Origin of the sequence: Mesorhizobium kowhaii, assembly GCF_003253745.1 — a bacterium.
Taxonomy (GTDB): Bacteria; Pseudomonadota; Alphaproteobacteria; order Rhizobiales; family Rhizobiaceae; genus Mesorhizobium; species Mesorhizobium kowhaii.
The window spans coordinates 217,993-233,332 of record NZ_MZXV01000027.1; the positions used below are offsets into that span (position 1 = coordinate 217,993).

General features: G+C 63.0%; 13 protein-coding genes. 2 read left to right on the top strand and 11 right to left on the bottom strand.

Annotated elements, in window-relative coordinates:
- Window positions 1-73 precede the first annotated feature (73 nt).
- The 7 genes from phoB to B5V02_RS12100 all read right to left on the bottom strand — a co-directional run bounded on the left by phoB (window position 74) and on the right by B5V02_RS12100 (window position 11,374).
- A complete protein-coding gene (gene phoB, locus B5V02_RS12070; protein ID WP_006328038.1) occupies window positions 74-763 on the bottom strand; it encodes a phosphate regulon transcriptional regulator PhoB in 690 nt (229 codons plus the stop codon).
- Between the two features lie 19 nt (window positions 764-782).
- On the bottom strand, window positions 783-1,490 hold the full coding sequence (phoU, locus tag B5V02_RS12075; RefSeq protein WP_111544411.1) for a phosphate signaling complex protein PhoU: 708 nt from the start codon (window positions 1,488-1,490) through the stop codon (window positions 783-785).
- A 39-nt stretch (window positions 1,491-1,529) separates the two neighbouring features.
- Window positions 1,530-2,354 carry a phosphate ABC transporter ATP-binding protein PstB gene (gene pstB / locus B5V02_RS12080; protein WP_111544412.1) on the bottom strand — a complete coding sequence of 275 codons (825 nt, stop codon included), beginning with the start codon at window positions 2,352-2,354 and terminating at the stop codon, window positions 1,530-1,532.
- 17 nt (window positions 2,355-2,371) lie between these two features.
- Complete coding sequence (gene pstA / locus B5V02_RS12085; protein ID WP_111544413.1) at window positions 2,372-3,688, bottom strand: phosphate ABC transporter permease PstA; 1,317 nt, start codon at window positions 3,686-3,688, stop codon at window positions 2,372-2,374.
- Window positions 3,685-5,151 carry a phosphate ABC transporter permease subunit PstC gene (gene pstC, locus B5V02_RS12090; protein WP_111544414.1) on the bottom strand — a complete coding sequence of 489 codons (1,467 nt, stop codon included), beginning with the start codon at window positions 5,149-5,151 and terminating at the stop codon, window positions 3,685-3,687. Before pstC ends, pstA begins: the two co-directional genes overlap by 4 nt.
- A 114-nt stretch (window positions 5,152-5,265) precedes the next feature.
- The gene (locus B5V02_RS12095; protein WP_111544415.1) at window positions 5,266-6,294 is read right to left on the bottom strand and encodes a PstS family phosphate ABC transporter substrate-binding protein; all 1,029 of its coding nucleotides are present in this window, start codon (window positions 6,292-6,294) and stop codon (window positions 5,266-5,268) included.
- Between the two features lie 511 nt (window positions 6,295-6,805).
- Window positions 6,806-11,374 (bottom strand): PAS domain-containing protein, encoded by a 4,569-nt coding sequence (locus B5V02_RS12100; RefSeq protein WP_167458469.1) that lies wholly within the window; start codon window positions 11,372-11,374, stop codon window positions 6,806-6,808.
- A gap of 165 nt (window positions 11,375-11,539) precedes the next feature.
- On the opposite strand from B5V02_RS12100, the gene B5V02_RS12105 reads away from it, so the two are divergent.
- Window positions 11,540-11,887 carry a hypothetical protein gene (locus tag B5V02_RS12105; RefSeq protein ID WP_111544416.1) on the top strand — a complete coding sequence of 116 codons (348 nt, stop codon included), beginning with the start codon at window positions 11,540-11,542 and terminating at the stop codon, window positions 11,885-11,887.
- Between the two features lie 36 nt (window positions 11,888-11,923).
- Here the strand turns inward: B5V02_RS12105 and B5V02_RS12110 are convergent, their stop codons facing one another.
- Window positions 11,924-12,160, bottom strand: coding sequence for a hypothetical protein (locus B5V02_RS12110; protein WP_111544417.1), 237 nt, complete (start codon window positions 12,158-12,160; stop codon window positions 11,924-11,926).
- A gap of 131 nt (window positions 12,161-12,291) precedes the next feature.
- A complete protein-coding gene (locus B5V02_RS12115; RefSeq protein WP_245445878.1) occupies window positions 12,292-13,176 on the bottom strand; it encodes a DUF2865 domain-containing protein in 885 nt (294 codons plus the stop codon).
- Between the two features lie 359 nt (window positions 13,177-13,535).
- On the opposite strand from B5V02_RS12115, the gene B5V02_RS12120 reads away from it, so the two are divergent.
- Complete coding sequence (locus B5V02_RS12120) at window positions 13,536-13,751, top strand: hypothetical protein (protein ID WP_111544419.1); 216 nt, start codon at window positions 13,536-13,538, stop codon at window positions 13,749-13,751.
- 79 nt (window positions 13,752-13,830) lie between these two features.
- On the opposite strand, the gene B5V02_RS12125 is transcribed toward B5V02_RS12120, so the two are convergent.
- Window positions 13,831-14,199 carry a hypothetical protein gene (locus tag B5V02_RS12125; RefSeq protein ID WP_111544420.1) on the bottom strand — a complete coding sequence of 123 codons (369 nt, stop codon included), beginning with the start codon at window positions 14,197-14,199 and terminating at the stop codon, window positions 13,831-13,833.
- A gap of 294 nt (window positions 14,200-14,493) precedes the next feature.
- A complete protein-coding gene (locus B5V02_RS12130; protein WP_111544421.1) occupies window positions 14,494-15,327 on the bottom strand; it encodes a glutathione S-transferase family protein in 834 nt (277 codons plus the stop codon).
- Window positions 15,328-15,340: the final 13 nt, after the last annotated feature.

Genomic DNA, 15,340 nt, shown 5'->3' on the forward strand with positions numbered 1-15,340 from the left:
AGCGTACATTCCAGTACGTGAGTACCGGAAGACGCCGTTCGCAGGCCGGCATCACCTGAATATCAGCGCATCCCTAATCTTCCCTGATCGCGTATCCAGCACCGCGGATGGTGCGGATGACATCGGGCATGCGGCCGTTGTTGACCGCCTTGCGCAGCCGGCCGACATGCACGTCGACCGTGCGTTCGTCGATGTAGATCGTCTCGCCCCAGACATTGTCGAGCAGCTGGCTGCGCGAAAACACGCGGCCGGGATGGCGCATCATGAACTCGAGCAGGCGAAATTCGGTCGGCCCGAGCCGGATCTCGCTCTTCTTGCGATAGACCCTGTGCGATTCACGATCGAGCACGATATCGCCGACCTTGAGCACGCTGGACAGCACTTCCGGCTTGGCGCGGCGCAGCAGCGCCTTGATCCTGGCCATGAACTCCGGCGTCGAGAACGGCTTGACCAGATAGTCGTCGGCGCCGGTCGAGAGGCCGCGCACACGATCGCTTTCCTCGCCACGCGCGGTCAGCATGATGATCGGCAGACGCTCGGTCTCGGGACGCATCCTTAGCCGGCGGCAGAGTTCGATGCCGGAAACCGCCGGCACCATCCAGTCGAGCACCAGAAGGTCGGGGACGTTCTCCTGCAGCCGGATCTCGGCCTCGTCGCCGCGCGTCACCACCTCGACCTGGTAACCCTCGGACTCCAGATTGTAGCGGAGCAGCACACCTAGCGGCTCCTCGTCCTCCACCACCATGATGCGTGGCGCGATCATCGACTGGTCACCCCTGTCGTCATGCCGCTGGCGCGGACATTGCCGTCTCGTCCTGCTTCGGACGATTGGCGGGCAGCTGCGTGCCGGTCAAAACATAATACGCATTTTCAGCGATGTTGGTGACGTGATCGCCGATGCGCTCGAGGTTCTTGGCGCAGAACAAAAGATGCGTGCAAGCGGTGATGTTGCGCGGGTCTTCCATCATGTAGGTAAGGAGTTCGCGGAACACGGAGGTGTATTTCACGTCGATGCGCTCATCGTCGGCGCGCAGTTTCGCCAGGGCCTCGGCGTCGCGCGCCGCATATTCCTCGATGACGCCCTGCACCTGGATCAGCACCAGCTGCGCCATTGCGTCGATGGAGTGCGACAGGTCGCGCGGCGTGACGCTGAGGCCGAGGGTGCCGACGCGCTTGGCGATGTTCTTGGCAAGATCACCGATGCGTTCGAGATCACCGGCCATGCGGATCGAACCGACGACGGCGCGCAGGTCGTTGGCCATCGGCTGGCGCTTGGCGATCAGCGTGATGGCGCGGTCGTCCAGCTCGCGCTGACGCGCATCCATGATGGCGTCGTCGGAAACGACGCGCTGCGCCAGCGCGTTGTCGGAATTGAGCAAGGCGCGCGTCGAGCCGCTGACCATCGAGCGGGCCAGATCGCCCATGTCGCGGATCAGCTGGCTGATCTGCTCCAGATCCTCATCGAAAGATGCGACGGTATGTTCACCCATGATCCAGTCCTCGTGCCTGAAAATTCAACGCCGGACCACTCAGCCGAACCGGCCGGTGATATAGTCTTGAGTGCGCTTGTCGTCGGGGTTGGTGAACATCTTGTCGGTGGCGCCCTCCTCGACCAGATAGCCGAGATGGAACATCGCCGTGCGCTGCGACACGCGCGCCGCTTGCTGCATCGAATGGGTGACGATGACAATCGTGTAGTTCTGGCGCAGCTCGTCGATCAGTTCCTCGACGCGCGCGGTGGCGATCGGATCGAGCGCCGAGCAGGGCTCGTCCATAAGGATCACCTCTGGCGATACGGCGATGGCGCGCGCGATGCATAGACGTTGCTGCTGGCCGCCGGAGAGGCCGGTGCCGGGTTCCTGCAGGCGATCCTTGACCTCGTTCCAGATCGCCGCCTTCTTCAGGCTCTGTTCGACGATCTGATCCATGTCAGCCTTTCGCTTGGCCAGCCCGTGGATACGTGGGCCATAGGCAACGTTCTCATAGATCGACTTCGGGAACGGATTGGGCTTCTGGAACACCATGCCGACGCGCGCCCTGAGTTCGACGACGTCAATGTTCTTGTCGTAGATATCCTCTTCGTCCAGCGTGATCTTGCCGGTCACCCGTGCCGAGTCGATGGTGTCGTTCATACGGTTGAGGCAGCGCAGGAAGGTGGACTTCCCGCAGCCCGAAGGGCCGATCAGCGCTGTCACCTGATTGAGGCGAACGTCGAGATTGACGTCGAACAGCGCCTGCTTGTCGCCGTAGAACACGCCGACTTTGTCGCCGCGCATCTTGATCACTTCGTTCGACTTGGCGTTCATTTTGTCGCCCACTGCGTTTTCAAGAGACTGCTCGGTCATGATGTTCATACCAGATGCCTTTTTTTCTACCAGCGACGCTCGAACCGACGCCGAAGCACGATCGCTGTGATGTTCATGGCCATGAGGAAGACCAGCAGGATGATGATGGCGCCCGACATGCGCTCGACGAAGGCACGTTCGGCCTCGTTGGCCCACATGTAGATCTGCACCGGCAGCGCGGTCGCCGGGTCGAAGGGCGTCTTTGGATAGTCGGCAACGAAGGCGACCATGCCGATGAGCAGCAGCGGCGCGGTTTCGCCCAGCGCACGCGCCAGGCCGATGATGGTGCCGGTGAGAATGCCGGGGGCGGCTAGCGGCAGGATATGCTGGAACACCATCTGCATCTTGGACGCGCCGAGGCCGAGCGCTGCGGCGCGGATCGACGGCGGCACCGCGGCAAGCGCGGCGCGTGTCGCGATGATGATCGTCGGCAGCGTCATCAGCGTCAGCACCAGGCCGCCGACGAACGCAGCAGAGCGCGGCATGCCGAGGAAATTGATGAACACGGCGAGGCCGAGCAGGCCGAAGACGATCGACGGCACCGCCGCCAGATTGTTGATGTTGACCTCGATCAGGTCGGTGAAGCGGTTCTTCTTGGCGAATTCCTCCAGATAGATGGAGGCGGCGACACCGATCGGCAGCGCCAGCAGCAGAACGATCACCATCATGTAGAACGAGCCGATGATCGCCACGCCCATGCCCGAGGTTTCCGGACGGCTTGAAGCGCCGTAGGAGAACAGCCCGGTGTTGAAATGCTCGGCCATCGCACCGTCCGCCCTGAGCTTGTTCATCCAGGCGATCTGCTGGTCGGAGACCTTGCGGCGCGCTTCCTCGACGCCAAGGTCGATCTGGCCCTTGAAGGCGGAGTCGAGATTGGCGGCGGCAAGGATGTTGACGTCGCGCGTCGTGCCGATGACCGACGGATCGGCGGCGACGATGTTGCGCAGCTGGACGCGGGCACCTTCGGACAGGAAGCCCTTGAGCTTCAGGATCGACGGCTTGTCGTCGGGATTGATGCCGAGCTTGGCGATCAGCGCCTTTTCGGCGAGCTTTGGATAGTTTGCCTTGATCAGCACGGTCGGATCGGTGGCGCGCTTGTTGGACGGATCGATCACCTTCTCGTCAAAGCTGATCGGCAGCGACACCGTCGTCTGCCAGAAGGCCGTGTAACCCTTCGTGACGATGGTGATGAGCATGATGGCCAGGAACGCAAGGCCGACGGAAATCGCCAGCATGCCGTAGATGCGGAAGCGGCGTTCGGCGGCATAGCGGGCCTTCAGGCCGATGTCGCGGCGCGGATGAGCGGCGACCCGGACCATCGTATTCATGGGGATGTCGGTCATTCGTACTGCTCCCGGTACTTGCGCACGATGTAGAGCGCGACGATGTTCATCACCAGCGTCAGGGCGAACAGCGTGAGGCCGAGCGCGAAGGCGACCAGGGTTTGCGGCGAATTGAACTCGAGATCGCCGGTGAGCTGGTTGACGATCTTGACGGTGATGGTCGTCATCGCCTCAAACGGATTGATGGTGAGATTGGCGGCGACACCGGCGGCCAGCACGACGATCATCGTTTCGCCGATGGCGCGCGAGGCGGTCAGCAGGATGGCGCCGACGATGCCCGGGAGCGCCGCCGGTAGGATCACCCGCTTGATCGTCTCCGAACGCGTCGCGCCAAGGCCGAGCGAGCCGTCGCGCATAGCGCGCGGCACCGCGGTGATGATGTCGTCGGACAGCGAGGACACGACCGGGATCAGCATGACGCCCATGACCAGGCCGGCGGTGAAGATGCTCTGGCCCTGGATGAACGGCGAGCCGCCGGTGAGCGCGGCGGAGAGGTCGCGCAGGAACGGCCCCAGCGTGACGACGGCGAAGATGCCGTAGACGATGGTCGGTATGCCGGCCAGCAGTTCAAGCGCCGGCTTGACCACCGATCTCACCCTGGGCGATGCATATTCGGCCATGTAGACCGCCGACATCAGGCCGACCGGCACCGCGACCAGCAATGCAATCAGGGCGATGTAGAGGGTACCGGCGAGAAGCGGGATCAGGCCGAACTGGCCCTGGCTGCCGCCCGAGCCGGCGGCGGCGAAGCGCGGATCCCAGACCGTGCCAAAGAAGAAGCTCATCGGCGAGACGCTCTCGAAGAACTGGATCGTCTGGAACAGCATCGAAAGCACGATACCAACCGTGGTCAGGATGGCGATGGTCGACGCAGCGAGCAGCCCCCACAGCATCAGCCTCTCGACATTGTTGCGCGCCCTTGCACGCGGTGCGATTTGCCTGAGCGCATAAAAAGCGCCGGCGATCGACAGGGCGAATGCAAGGACAGCGCCGATCATGCCAAGCCGGCTCTGCACGGCGTTCGCTTCGACGGCGATCGGGATCATGTAGTCTTGCGTATCCGTTGCCAGCGCCACGCCCTTGGCTGCGAGCAGCGGCTGCAGCTCGGCGAAGGTCGCGGGCAGCGCCGCCAGCGTGTTCGCATCGAGCTGATGCAGGCCTTTGGCGAGGCTCTTTACCAGGCTGACGTCCAGCGCTTCGCTGGCAACCTTGCTGTCGGCGGTGCGCTCAGGCAAGGCAGCGTGAATGTGCCGGTCGAGATAGAAGGACGAGCCGATGGTCCAGACGGCAAGCAGCAAAAGGGCAGGCAGGACGGCGAGCAGGAAGGCCCACCAGCCGTGATAGTGGGCGCGCGAATGCGGCTTCACCGTGCCGTTGTCCTGCGCTGCGGCACGCTGCCGACCTATCAGGAATGCAACCAGGCCGATGGCGACGACAATGGCCAGTACGAGCATGGACGACATGGACCCACCCCAGGGGAAACTCTAGAGCAAAGGATGCTCAAATCGCCACCCGCCAGCGGCAGGCGGCAAAACCAGGGCGCCGGCTTCGGCCGGCGCCCTGGTTTTGTAGATTGGTTACATCGACTTTCCGGCGGCGAAAGCGTCGCGCTGGGCCTGACGTTCGGCGTCCGGGGCCGCGACGAGGCCGTATTCGGCGAGCGGGCTTTCCGGGCCTACCATCTGGTCGTCAAGGAAAAACTCGACATATTCCTTGAGACCGGGGACGACGCCGAGATGCGCCTTCTTCACATAGAAGAACAGCGGGCGCGACACGGGATACTTGCCGCTGGCGATCGTCTCGGTCGAAGGCGTGATGCCTTCCACGGTAGCGACCTTCAGCTTGTCGGCATTGTTCTCGTAGAAGGCGAGGCCGAACACGCCGACGCCGGTCTTGTTCGAGTCGATGCGGGCGAGCGTCTCGGTGTAGTCGCCGTCGATGTCGATGGCCTTGCCGTCCTTGCGGATCGCAATGCAGGTCTTGCCGACTTCCTTGTCGTCGGCGACGCCGGTGGCCTTGATGGCAGCCTTGTCGCAGCCGGCGTCGAGAAGCTTGGTCTCGAACACTTCGCGCGTGCCATGCTTTTCGCCGGGAATGTAGGCAGCGATATCCCAGTCGGGCAGCTTCGGATTGACCTGGTTCCACTTGGTGTTCGGATTGTCGACGAGCTTGCCGTCGACGACGAGCTTGGCGGCGAGCGCCTTGTAGATGTCGGCGGGAACCAGCGCCCAGTCCGGACCCTTGATGTCGGTGGCGAAGACGATGCCGTCATAGCCAATGCGAACTTCCTGGATTTCCTTGACGCCAGCGTCGGCGCAGGACTTGATTTCGTCCTTTTTGATCGGGCGCGAGGAGTTGGCGATATCGATCGTGTCTTCGCCGACGCCCTTGCAGAATTCCTTGATGCCGGCGCCGCTGCCGCCGGACTCGACCACCGGGGTCTTGAAGTTGGTGAAGGCTTCGCCGAACTGCTCCGCGACGATCTTGGCATAGGGTAGCACGGTCGACGACCCGGCGACCTGGATCTGGTCGCGCGCGGCGGCGAAGCCGGACGACGCGGCGAGCGCAAGCGCCGCAGCCGACGCCGTAAGGAGGAATTTCTTCATGTGGCCTGCTCCTGTTCGGAAGATGGTCTCTCGGCGCCGTTCCTTCAGCGCCCGCTGAGGCCAATAGCCCTCGATTATTACAGTCGCATGACAGTTTGATGTCACCCCGGTAACGCGTCATCGGGGTGGGGAAAATGCCGGCCGGCCGGCGCTTGCGGCGGAGCCTGTCTTTGTGCCCGGAATCAGGCACTTGCGCCGTTTCAGACCGAGAGCGACCCGTGGTTTCGCAATCGATGCCTCGGCAAAGAAAATCCGGACGGGAGTGCGTTGCTCTCGGCCAGATGTCGTGGCCGGGCCATCGCCGAAAACAGGTCCGTTGGGGTAGGTTGACGCTGTCTCATGCCGGCGGTCGCTGCTCCCGCCCGTAACTGGAGGAGCGGAATTCGAATGTGGCCATTGTCTCGGCTGGGCGCCGCCTTGGATATGGTGCGATCGCGCCATAGTCTTGCCTCAGCGGGGATCGCGAATCGCCGCCGAGTTCCCTTGGGCAAGCCGGATGCTACGCCGGCCTTTACCCGGCGTTGCGCTGAGCCTGGCGGCTGGCGCCGACCCAGCGCTCGACCTTCTCGAGCAGGGCCCTTGGACTGATCGGCTTGGGCAGGTAGTCGTCCATGCCGGCCTCCAGGCAGCGTTCGCGATCGCCCTTCAGCGCATGCGCGGTGACGCCGACGATCGGCACATGCGTGCCGGTCTCTTCCTCCAGCCGGCGAATGGCGGCGGTGGCTTCGAGCCCGTTCATCTCCGGCATCGAGACATCCATCAGGATCATGCACGGATTGAGCCGGCCGAAGGCGTCGAGCGCCTTGCGGCCATTGCCGACGATCTCGAAACCATAGCCGGTCTCGCCGAGAATCTGGGTGAACACCATCTGGTTCACCTCATTGTCCTCGGCCACCAGGATATCCAGCCTGTCGCCGCCGGCGGTCGCGGGTGGCCGGGGGCGAACCGAAGGCGGCTGTAGCAGCGCCCGTTGTTCCGACGGCTGTGGCCGCACAACCTTGCCCAGAGGGATGTCGGCTGCCAGCGGTTGGGCGTCGCCCGTGTTGTGGCGATGCCGCTGGATGGTGGCAACCAGCGTTTCCAGCAGCACCGATGACCGCGCCGGCTTGATCAGCTGGGCATCGATGCCGAGATCGCGATAGCTGGTGTTGGCGAGCGACTGGTCGACCGAGGTCAGCATGATGATCGGCGTGCCGGCAAGGCCAGCGGTGTTGCGCACGATCCGCGCCATTTCGGCGCCGCTCATGCCGGGCATCTGGTAGTCGAGCACGACGCAGTCGACCGGCACGCCATAGGCGGCGGCGGCAATCAGCACTTTGAGACCCTCGGCGCCGCTTTCGGCCGCGCAGGAATCGAATGTCCACGATGTCATCTGCTCCGTCAGGATGGCCCGGTTGACGGCATTGTCGTCGACGATCAGCACGCGCGCGCCGGTCACGTCGACAGGCATGATGCGTTGCCCGTTCTGCTGACCGGCCCTCGGCAGCGTGACCGTGAACCAGAAGGTCGAGCCCTTGCCCTCGGAGCTCTCGACACCGATGTCGCCGCCCATCAGTTCGACGAGCCGCGAGGTGATGGCAAGGCCGAGGCCGGTTCCTTCGTGTCGCCTCGTCGACGAGGTGTCGACCTGGCTGAATTTTTCGAACACGAGTTTCAGCTTTTCCTCGGGGATACCGATACCGGTATCGGTGACCGAGATCGTCAGTTTCGTCCCAGTCGGAACCCTTTCGCCGGTGACGTCGACCAGCACATGGCCTTCATCGGTGAATTTAACCGCGTTGCCGAGCAGGTTGGTGACGATCTGCCTGATGCGGCCGACATCGCCGACAAACAGGCTCTCGAGCCGAGGCTCGATGCGCACGATGAGTTCGAGGTCCTTTTCCTTGGCGCGTGTGGACACCAGCGTCGCCACGTCCTCGATCGCCTCGGCAAGGTTGAAGGGCGCCGGATCGAGCACCAGCTGACCGGCGTCGATCTTGGAGAAATCGAGGATGTCGTTGATGATGGTGAGCAGCGCGTTGCCCGATTTGACGATGATGTCGGTGAACGTCTTCTGTTTCGGGTCAAGGTCCGATTTGGCCAGCAGTTCGGCCATGCCGAGCACGCCGTTCATCGGCGTGCGGATCTCGTGGCTCATATTGGCGAGGAATTCCGACTTGGCGCGGTCGGCGAGCACGGCGCGCTGCCGCGCCTCGCGCAGTTCGGCCTCGCGCATCTTCAATTCGGTGATGTCGGTGGTCGATCCGATCAGGTAAAGCGAACCGTCGGACGCGATCATCGCGCCCTTACGGGCGAATTGATGCCTGACGCTGCCGTCGGCCATCGTCACCGTCTCTTCGACCTCCTGGGTTTCGCCGGTGCGCAGCACGGCTAGGTCGCCATTGACGAAAGCTTCGCCATCCGGCCCGAAGATCTCGATGTCGGTCTTGCCGATCGCCTCTTCCTTGCTGAAGCCGGTCAGGTCGCACCAGCCCTTGTTGACGTAGAATTGCCTGAGGTCGGAGCGCTTGGCGTAGATCGACACCGGTACGTTGTCGATCAGGCTGCGGAACACCTCGTTCTCGCGCATGCTGTCTTCCAGCGCGCGCTCGCGCGCCTTGACCTCGGTGATGTCGGTGCTCGAACCGACCAGATGCACCGATCCGTCCAGCGCCACCAGGCGGCTCTTGCGCGTCATCAATTGCCGAACCGTGCCGTCGCGATTGGTGACGGGTTCCTCGATCTCCTTGACGGCGCCGGTCACGGCGACTTCGGTGTCGTCAAGGCTGTAGCTGTCGGCGTCCTGCGCACCGAACAGCTGGCGGTCGGTGCGGCCGATGACCTCCTCCTTGGCGAGGCCGGTTATTGCGCACCAGGCCTTGTTGACGAACTCGATGCTCAGGTCCTGCGCCTTGATGAAGGCGGCCACCGGCAGCTCGTCCAGCACGTGCCGGAACAGATCGATCTGGCGCATGCTGTCGCGCAGCGCCTTCTCGCGGCTCTTGATCTCGGAGATGTCGACGCGAACGCCGATGAACGTGCCATCGTCGGTCCGCATGTCGTAGACCTGGTACCAGCGGCCGTCGGGGTTGCGACGTTCGAACGAGGAACTGGGCAAGCGGTAGCGGGCGAGGATAGCGTCCAGCCAGCGATCGGGCTCGTCGTCGTAGAGCCTGTCGACTTGCGGGTCGCCGCTTGAGCGGAAATAGCCGTTCGAATGGCCGAGAACGAGCGCTTCGCGGAGTGTACAGCCGGGCTGCCATGCCGGCTTCAGGGCCGGCAGCGTATCCTGGATCTTGCGGTTGGCGAAAACGAACTTGTCGTCGCGATCGTAGATGATGACGGCCGCCGGCAAGGATTCCAGCACGCTGGCGAGATGCTTGCGTGCATCCTCGGCCTCGGTCTCGCGGCGCTTCATGTCGGAAATGTCGAACAGGAAACCGGCGACATAGTTGCGGCCGCTGGCCATGCCGACGCGGCTCTTCCTAACGATGCGCGAGCGGCTGGCGCCATCGGCCTCGAAATTTTCTTCCACTTCGTAAGCGCGCCCGCTGGCAAGCACGTCCCGTTCGCTCTGTTCGAAAAGCGCGACATTGTTCGTCGAGAGGAAATCGCCGCCGGGCTTGCCGAGCATCGCTTGCGGCGTCTGGCCAAACAAGGTGGCGAACGCCTCGTTGACGAACACAAACCGCAAATGGTCGTCCTTGACGAAGATCGGATCCTTGACGGCGTTGATCACCGCTTCCGCCAGCCGCGCTTTCTCCAGCGCGTCGGCAAGTTCGGCCTCACGATCCTTCATGTCGGTGACGTCGACATAGGAGATCAGCCGCTTGCCGCCGGCGAGCGGCGCCATCGACGAGATCAGCGTGCGGCCGTCATTGCGCGGGAACTGCCGCGATCCAGCTGTGCCGGCCCTGATTTCCGCCTCGCGATCGGCGATATGCCGCTGCCATGTCGCGTCGTCGTGACCGTACGGGTCGACGTCGCGGCTGGCGTCCACCAGTTCGCGGAAGCTGCAGCCGATCTCGGCGCGCCGGGCGTCGATCTGCCAGAAATCGTAGAAGGCACGGTTGATGACTTCGGCGCGCAAATCGGCATCGAGGACGAGGACACCGATCGGCATCTGGTCGACCATGGTGCGAAGGTTGGCGAAGGTCTCGGCGGTCCTGGCATTGGCGTTCTGGACTTCGGCGTCGCGAAGCTTCAGTTCGGTGATGTCGTAGTAGGTCAGCAGGCGCTTGCCGCCGGACAGCGCGGTGACCGAGAACATCATGGTCCTGCCGTCAGCGTGGGGAAACTCGCGCGGCGCAACGGAGCCGGCGCGAATCTCCTCCATGCGGGTGGCGAGGTAGCGCTGCCATTGCTGTTCGTCGATATCGCCATAGATGCCGTTGCGGCGGTTGAGTTCCATCAACAGGCTGAACGGGGCGCCGACGGTCACGGCACCGTCCGGAATCCTGGAGAGGTCGCGATAGGCCTTGTTGACGATCAGTGTGTCGAGTCTCGCGTCCAGAAGCACGACGCCCATGTGCATGGCATCCATCGTCCGCTCGAGATCGGTCAGATGCTGGGCGGGTTCGCTATCCGCCGACGACTTCTGCTCCAGGGCCTCGAAAGCGCCGGCCAGCGCCGTGACGTTGCGGCCGATGCCGCGATAGCCGGCAAATCTTCCCTCGCCATCGAACCTTGGAAAGCCCGATGTCAAGATCCAGCGGCAATCGGCGCGGCCGCCTTTCAACTCATAGACGAAGTCGCGAAACGGCCGATGTGCCTGCAGATCGGCCAGATGCGCGGCACCACTGCGGTCGCCGTTCAGGACCTGGTTGAGGAAGTCGAAGCGGAACCGGCCAAGCACATCAGCAGGATCGACGCCGGTGGCTGCCTGGTAATTTTGTGAAAGCCAGGAGAAGCGCAGTTCGGCGTCGGTCTCCCATATCCAGTCCGAACCGGCTTCGACTGGCGAAGCGTATCGGTCGAATCCATGTCCGCAGCGGACGATGATGCATCGTCGGCATGCGTTGCCGATTTGCGAGGCCCGCGCTTGCCGCGCGCGCCAATTGTGTCGTCCGCTTCCGCCATGCCGTCCCCACCCGAAAACCAAGGCCGAACCCTCCTCCGCGGTTCGTCGCCGGAATGTGCCCGACAAGCATTAACGATCCGCTAACCTTAACGGGCGGTTAGATATATCCGCCGACACGGCCTGCGGTGTTGCGCCGGGTTGTCGGCAGGATCGAAGCCGCTATATAGGTCCCAAGGGATATTGCGGATGGTTGGACGGATCTTGCCTTTCGTCATGGGGCTGACGCTGCTGTTCGGCAGCGGCTGCACGCGCACCTATGACGGCACCGTGGTGATCCCGAGGCCGCTCGATGTCCGGCGTTTCTGGGATCGGCCGCCACCGCATGTCGAATACGGGCAGATCGAAGACGGCGCCTTTCCGGTGGCGCCGCAGCCGCCGCAGCGATTTTCCGAGCGCAGGGTGATGACGCATGCTGCGCCAAGAAGGCACCGGACGAGGGTCTCGACACCGCCTTCCCTGTCTGAACCAACGAAGCCGCTGACCTGCAGAAACGTCAGCGAGCCCGGCAAGAGAGCTCGCATGGTCTGCGAATAGCGATCGATCGGCAAATGCCTTTCAGTGAGCTTGCCTTCAGAGCGAGGCGGCGCCCTTTTTGGGTTCTTTGGCACCGAGCTTGTCGAGTGCAAGGCGCACCTGACGCAAATCGTCCTGCCAGCCGTCATCGTCGCCCATCGGGCTCTCCGACGCAGCCCGCTGCAGCCCACGTGCCTCGGATTCGATCCCGCGCAGCTCAGCGATTTTCTGTTCGGTGGTCAGGGAGCCGTCTTCGACGATCTCCAGCACCCTCATTTCCCTGAACGTGGCCATGGCGTTTCTCCTGGCTGATGTCGATCACAACGCCATGAGCGCCACTCTGTTCCAGGCAGATCCTGTGTTCCGGCCGGATCGCAACAGGCCCGCTGCAACCGGTCATCCGCCGAAATCGGAAAGGCCGGTCGTCAGTCGGCCGGGAAGAAGGCAGGGCCGACCACGCGCACCGGCCGTTTGCTGGCCTCGATCGACTGGTGCTGGGCGGTGCCCAGGGCATCGGGCGCGGGAACGGCGGCAACGATGCCGAGATCCGGCTTTACCGTCGGCAGCGGAATGATGGCGTTGCTCATGTCGGCGGGCGTCACCGTCCTGGCTCGCAATTCGGCGACCCGCTGGTAATAGCGCTTGACGTCGCATGCCTTGAAATTCGCGTCATCGCGATATCTGAAGGCCGCCGGCAGCTCGGAGTAGGGCTTGCGCGTATCGAGCGCGACCATGTTGTCGGTTTCAAGGCTGGCGTCGCTCAGCGTGTAAAGGTCGACGCCGGGATCGTCGCAGATGTAACGGCACTGATCGGCCGTCTCCTTCAGATCGCCGCTTCCGGCGAATTGCGACTTTGGCGCCGGGAAGAAGTAGCCGTCCGACAGGCGCACGCAAAACAGCATCGCATTGCCGCCGAGCGATGCACCCGCCGATTGAGTCCCTGGTGTGGGCGGGCGCCGCTGCTGCTTGGCCGAAGGCGCGCAGCCAAGCGCGACGAACCGCGCCTGCAGGCCCGATGTATCCCCGCCCGAATTCGCCGCGGCAGCGATCCGGCGCTGCACGTCCGTGCGGCTCCTGGCAAGGTCGGCGCAAGCGTTGAAGAGGCCACCCTGGGAGCTTTTCGCGGTGCACTGGCGCTGTCTCTCGATATTCTGGATCGCGGCAAGTTGCCGTCGCAACGAGGCAAGCTCCGGACTTGCCCCGCCACCGCGGCCGGCCGAAAGCAGCTGGGCCCTGATTGCGCCGCAGCTATCCGCATAGGAAGGGGGTGTACCCAGCAAGATCGCCGCCACCGATATCAGCGCGATCATAATGAGAGGCCAGAAACGGGTCATCTTGACGACTTGGTCCCTGTCGCTGAGAACCTGGAATTACAATGTTTTACTTCGGTAAGCTTCAGCTAAATGAGTAAATCCTAATTCTTTCAAGCTTTTCAACCTGGATGGACTCTTCCTTTGTGTATTATGTCGCGCTCTGTAAATTCGATATTACATTTTTATTTCAAGATTGAGACGAACTCCAAAACAATCCGGCAAGGCCGACAGACCGGCAAGGTCAACGATCGCCGAGGGGCCGCAGCGCAGCGGACCCAAATCAATCCGCCGTTACCGCCATGCGCTTTGAAACTTTTGCCTGGCCTTCGGCGTTGAATGGCTAAAGGAGAACGCAGATGTCGATCCACTTCACGGTCTCGGACCTGACAAGGAACCTGTTTCACTCGCTTGGGCTGGACCACGAGCGCGCGCCAAGGCCCCTCAACGCCGAGCAAAGCCTGTTGCTGGAATGCTATCTGGCCGGCCAGATCCCGGAATCGGCCTGGAACGACTACGTCTTCGAGACGCCTGACCTTGCCCGGCATGCCGAGGCAAGGCGCAGCCACCACTGAGCCAGCACCCGCAGGGCCGCGCAAACCGCCGTGATACGGCGGTTTTGGCTGGCTTGTCGGTTTGCTCTCGCTTGTCGGTTTATTTGGGAGAGGTGAATTGCAACGTGAACACGTTGCCGGCGACCCCTTGCGCCAGCTTCGGCGAGAAGGTCAGGGGCAGGCAGTTCTGCAAGGCCGTTGTCGCGGCGTCGACAAATGATTTTTTCGCCGTGGCGTCGCCGTTCACCTTGATGGCTGTCGGCCTCGGGGGGCCGATCAGCGTGCCGTCCCGCTTGAAGCTGAAGCTCAAAGTAACGCTGGCGGTTCCGGCGTCCGCCGGCGGCGTCCAGCATGCCTGGATCGCGGCCCCGACATCGCTCATTGTGTTGAGTTCAGCGGCATTTGAAGGATGACCAGCGCCCGCCAGCATCATGCCCGCAATCGCAACCTGCCTCGCAACGCTTTTCATCGCCAGCCCTCATCTCGCTCCTGACCGGCAATCCATGCCGGACTGCCGAAATGGATGGTAGGGCCAGCGCCGGCAATGACAATATCTCTCGGCAAAAAGTTGACGCCCAAAAAGCGACACCAGATGATACCTGCGTGGCCCTGATCGCTGCTCGATCACGTCCCGCCGACAGCGTGCGAAAGCAAAAAGGCCGGCATTGCGCCGACCTTTCCTTCCACCTCGGCGCCAGTACATCCGTGGTCGCGGGGTGAATTATCGGCAGTAGACAGGGCTTTGGTTAACGAATCCTTAACCTCAGACCTTGGCCTGCGACTTCACATAGGCGATGTAGCCGCGCACGTCGCCGGCCGGCTCGGCGTAGGCCTTGCCGAGCTTCTTCTCGATCGCCGCCATATACTCCTTGGCCCATTTGGGCAGGGTGTAGTCGATGACCGCCAGGAACTCGAGCGTTGCCGCCAGGCGGATGTCGGCGATCGAGGGGTTCTTGCCGCCGATGAACGGCTTGCCGTCCCTGAAGAAGCTGTGGAAGACCTCAAGCGGCTCGGCAATCGCGGCCATCGCGGCCCTCTGGGCTTCGGACTTCTTGCCAGGGTCGGCGTCGCTGTGGCCGACCTCGCCGGCATATTGCGGGAAGCCGAGGAACGGATAGGTTGCACGCGCCACATAGGGGTAGAGCGTACCGACCAGGTAGAACATGGCACTGTCGATCATCGCCCGCTTGGCCGGCGCCTTGGGATAGAATTTCTCCAGCCCGTGCTTGTTTGAGAGGTATTGCATGATGGCGCAGCTTTCCCACAACACGCCTCTGGGAAGGCCTTTGTCCTCGATCATTGGCGTCAGATGGGCGGGGTTTCGCGCCATGAATTCCGGCGAGCGGGTGTGGCCCCAGGCATCGGTCTCGTCGGCACCCAGCCCGGCCGCGCGCGCGAACACCCGAACAGTCATGTTGTTGACGCTGGGCTTCAGCATGCTGAGCTTCACGGCAGGTTTCTTAGCCGGCTTCGCCTTGGCCTTCGCAGCGGGCTTGGCCGCTGCCTTGGCCGCCGGCTTTGCCACCGCTTTCGCCGCAGGCTTCGCGGCTGCTTTGGCCGCGGGTTTTTTCGCACTCTTCGTCGCTGTCTTGGCCATTTGTTCCTCCCTC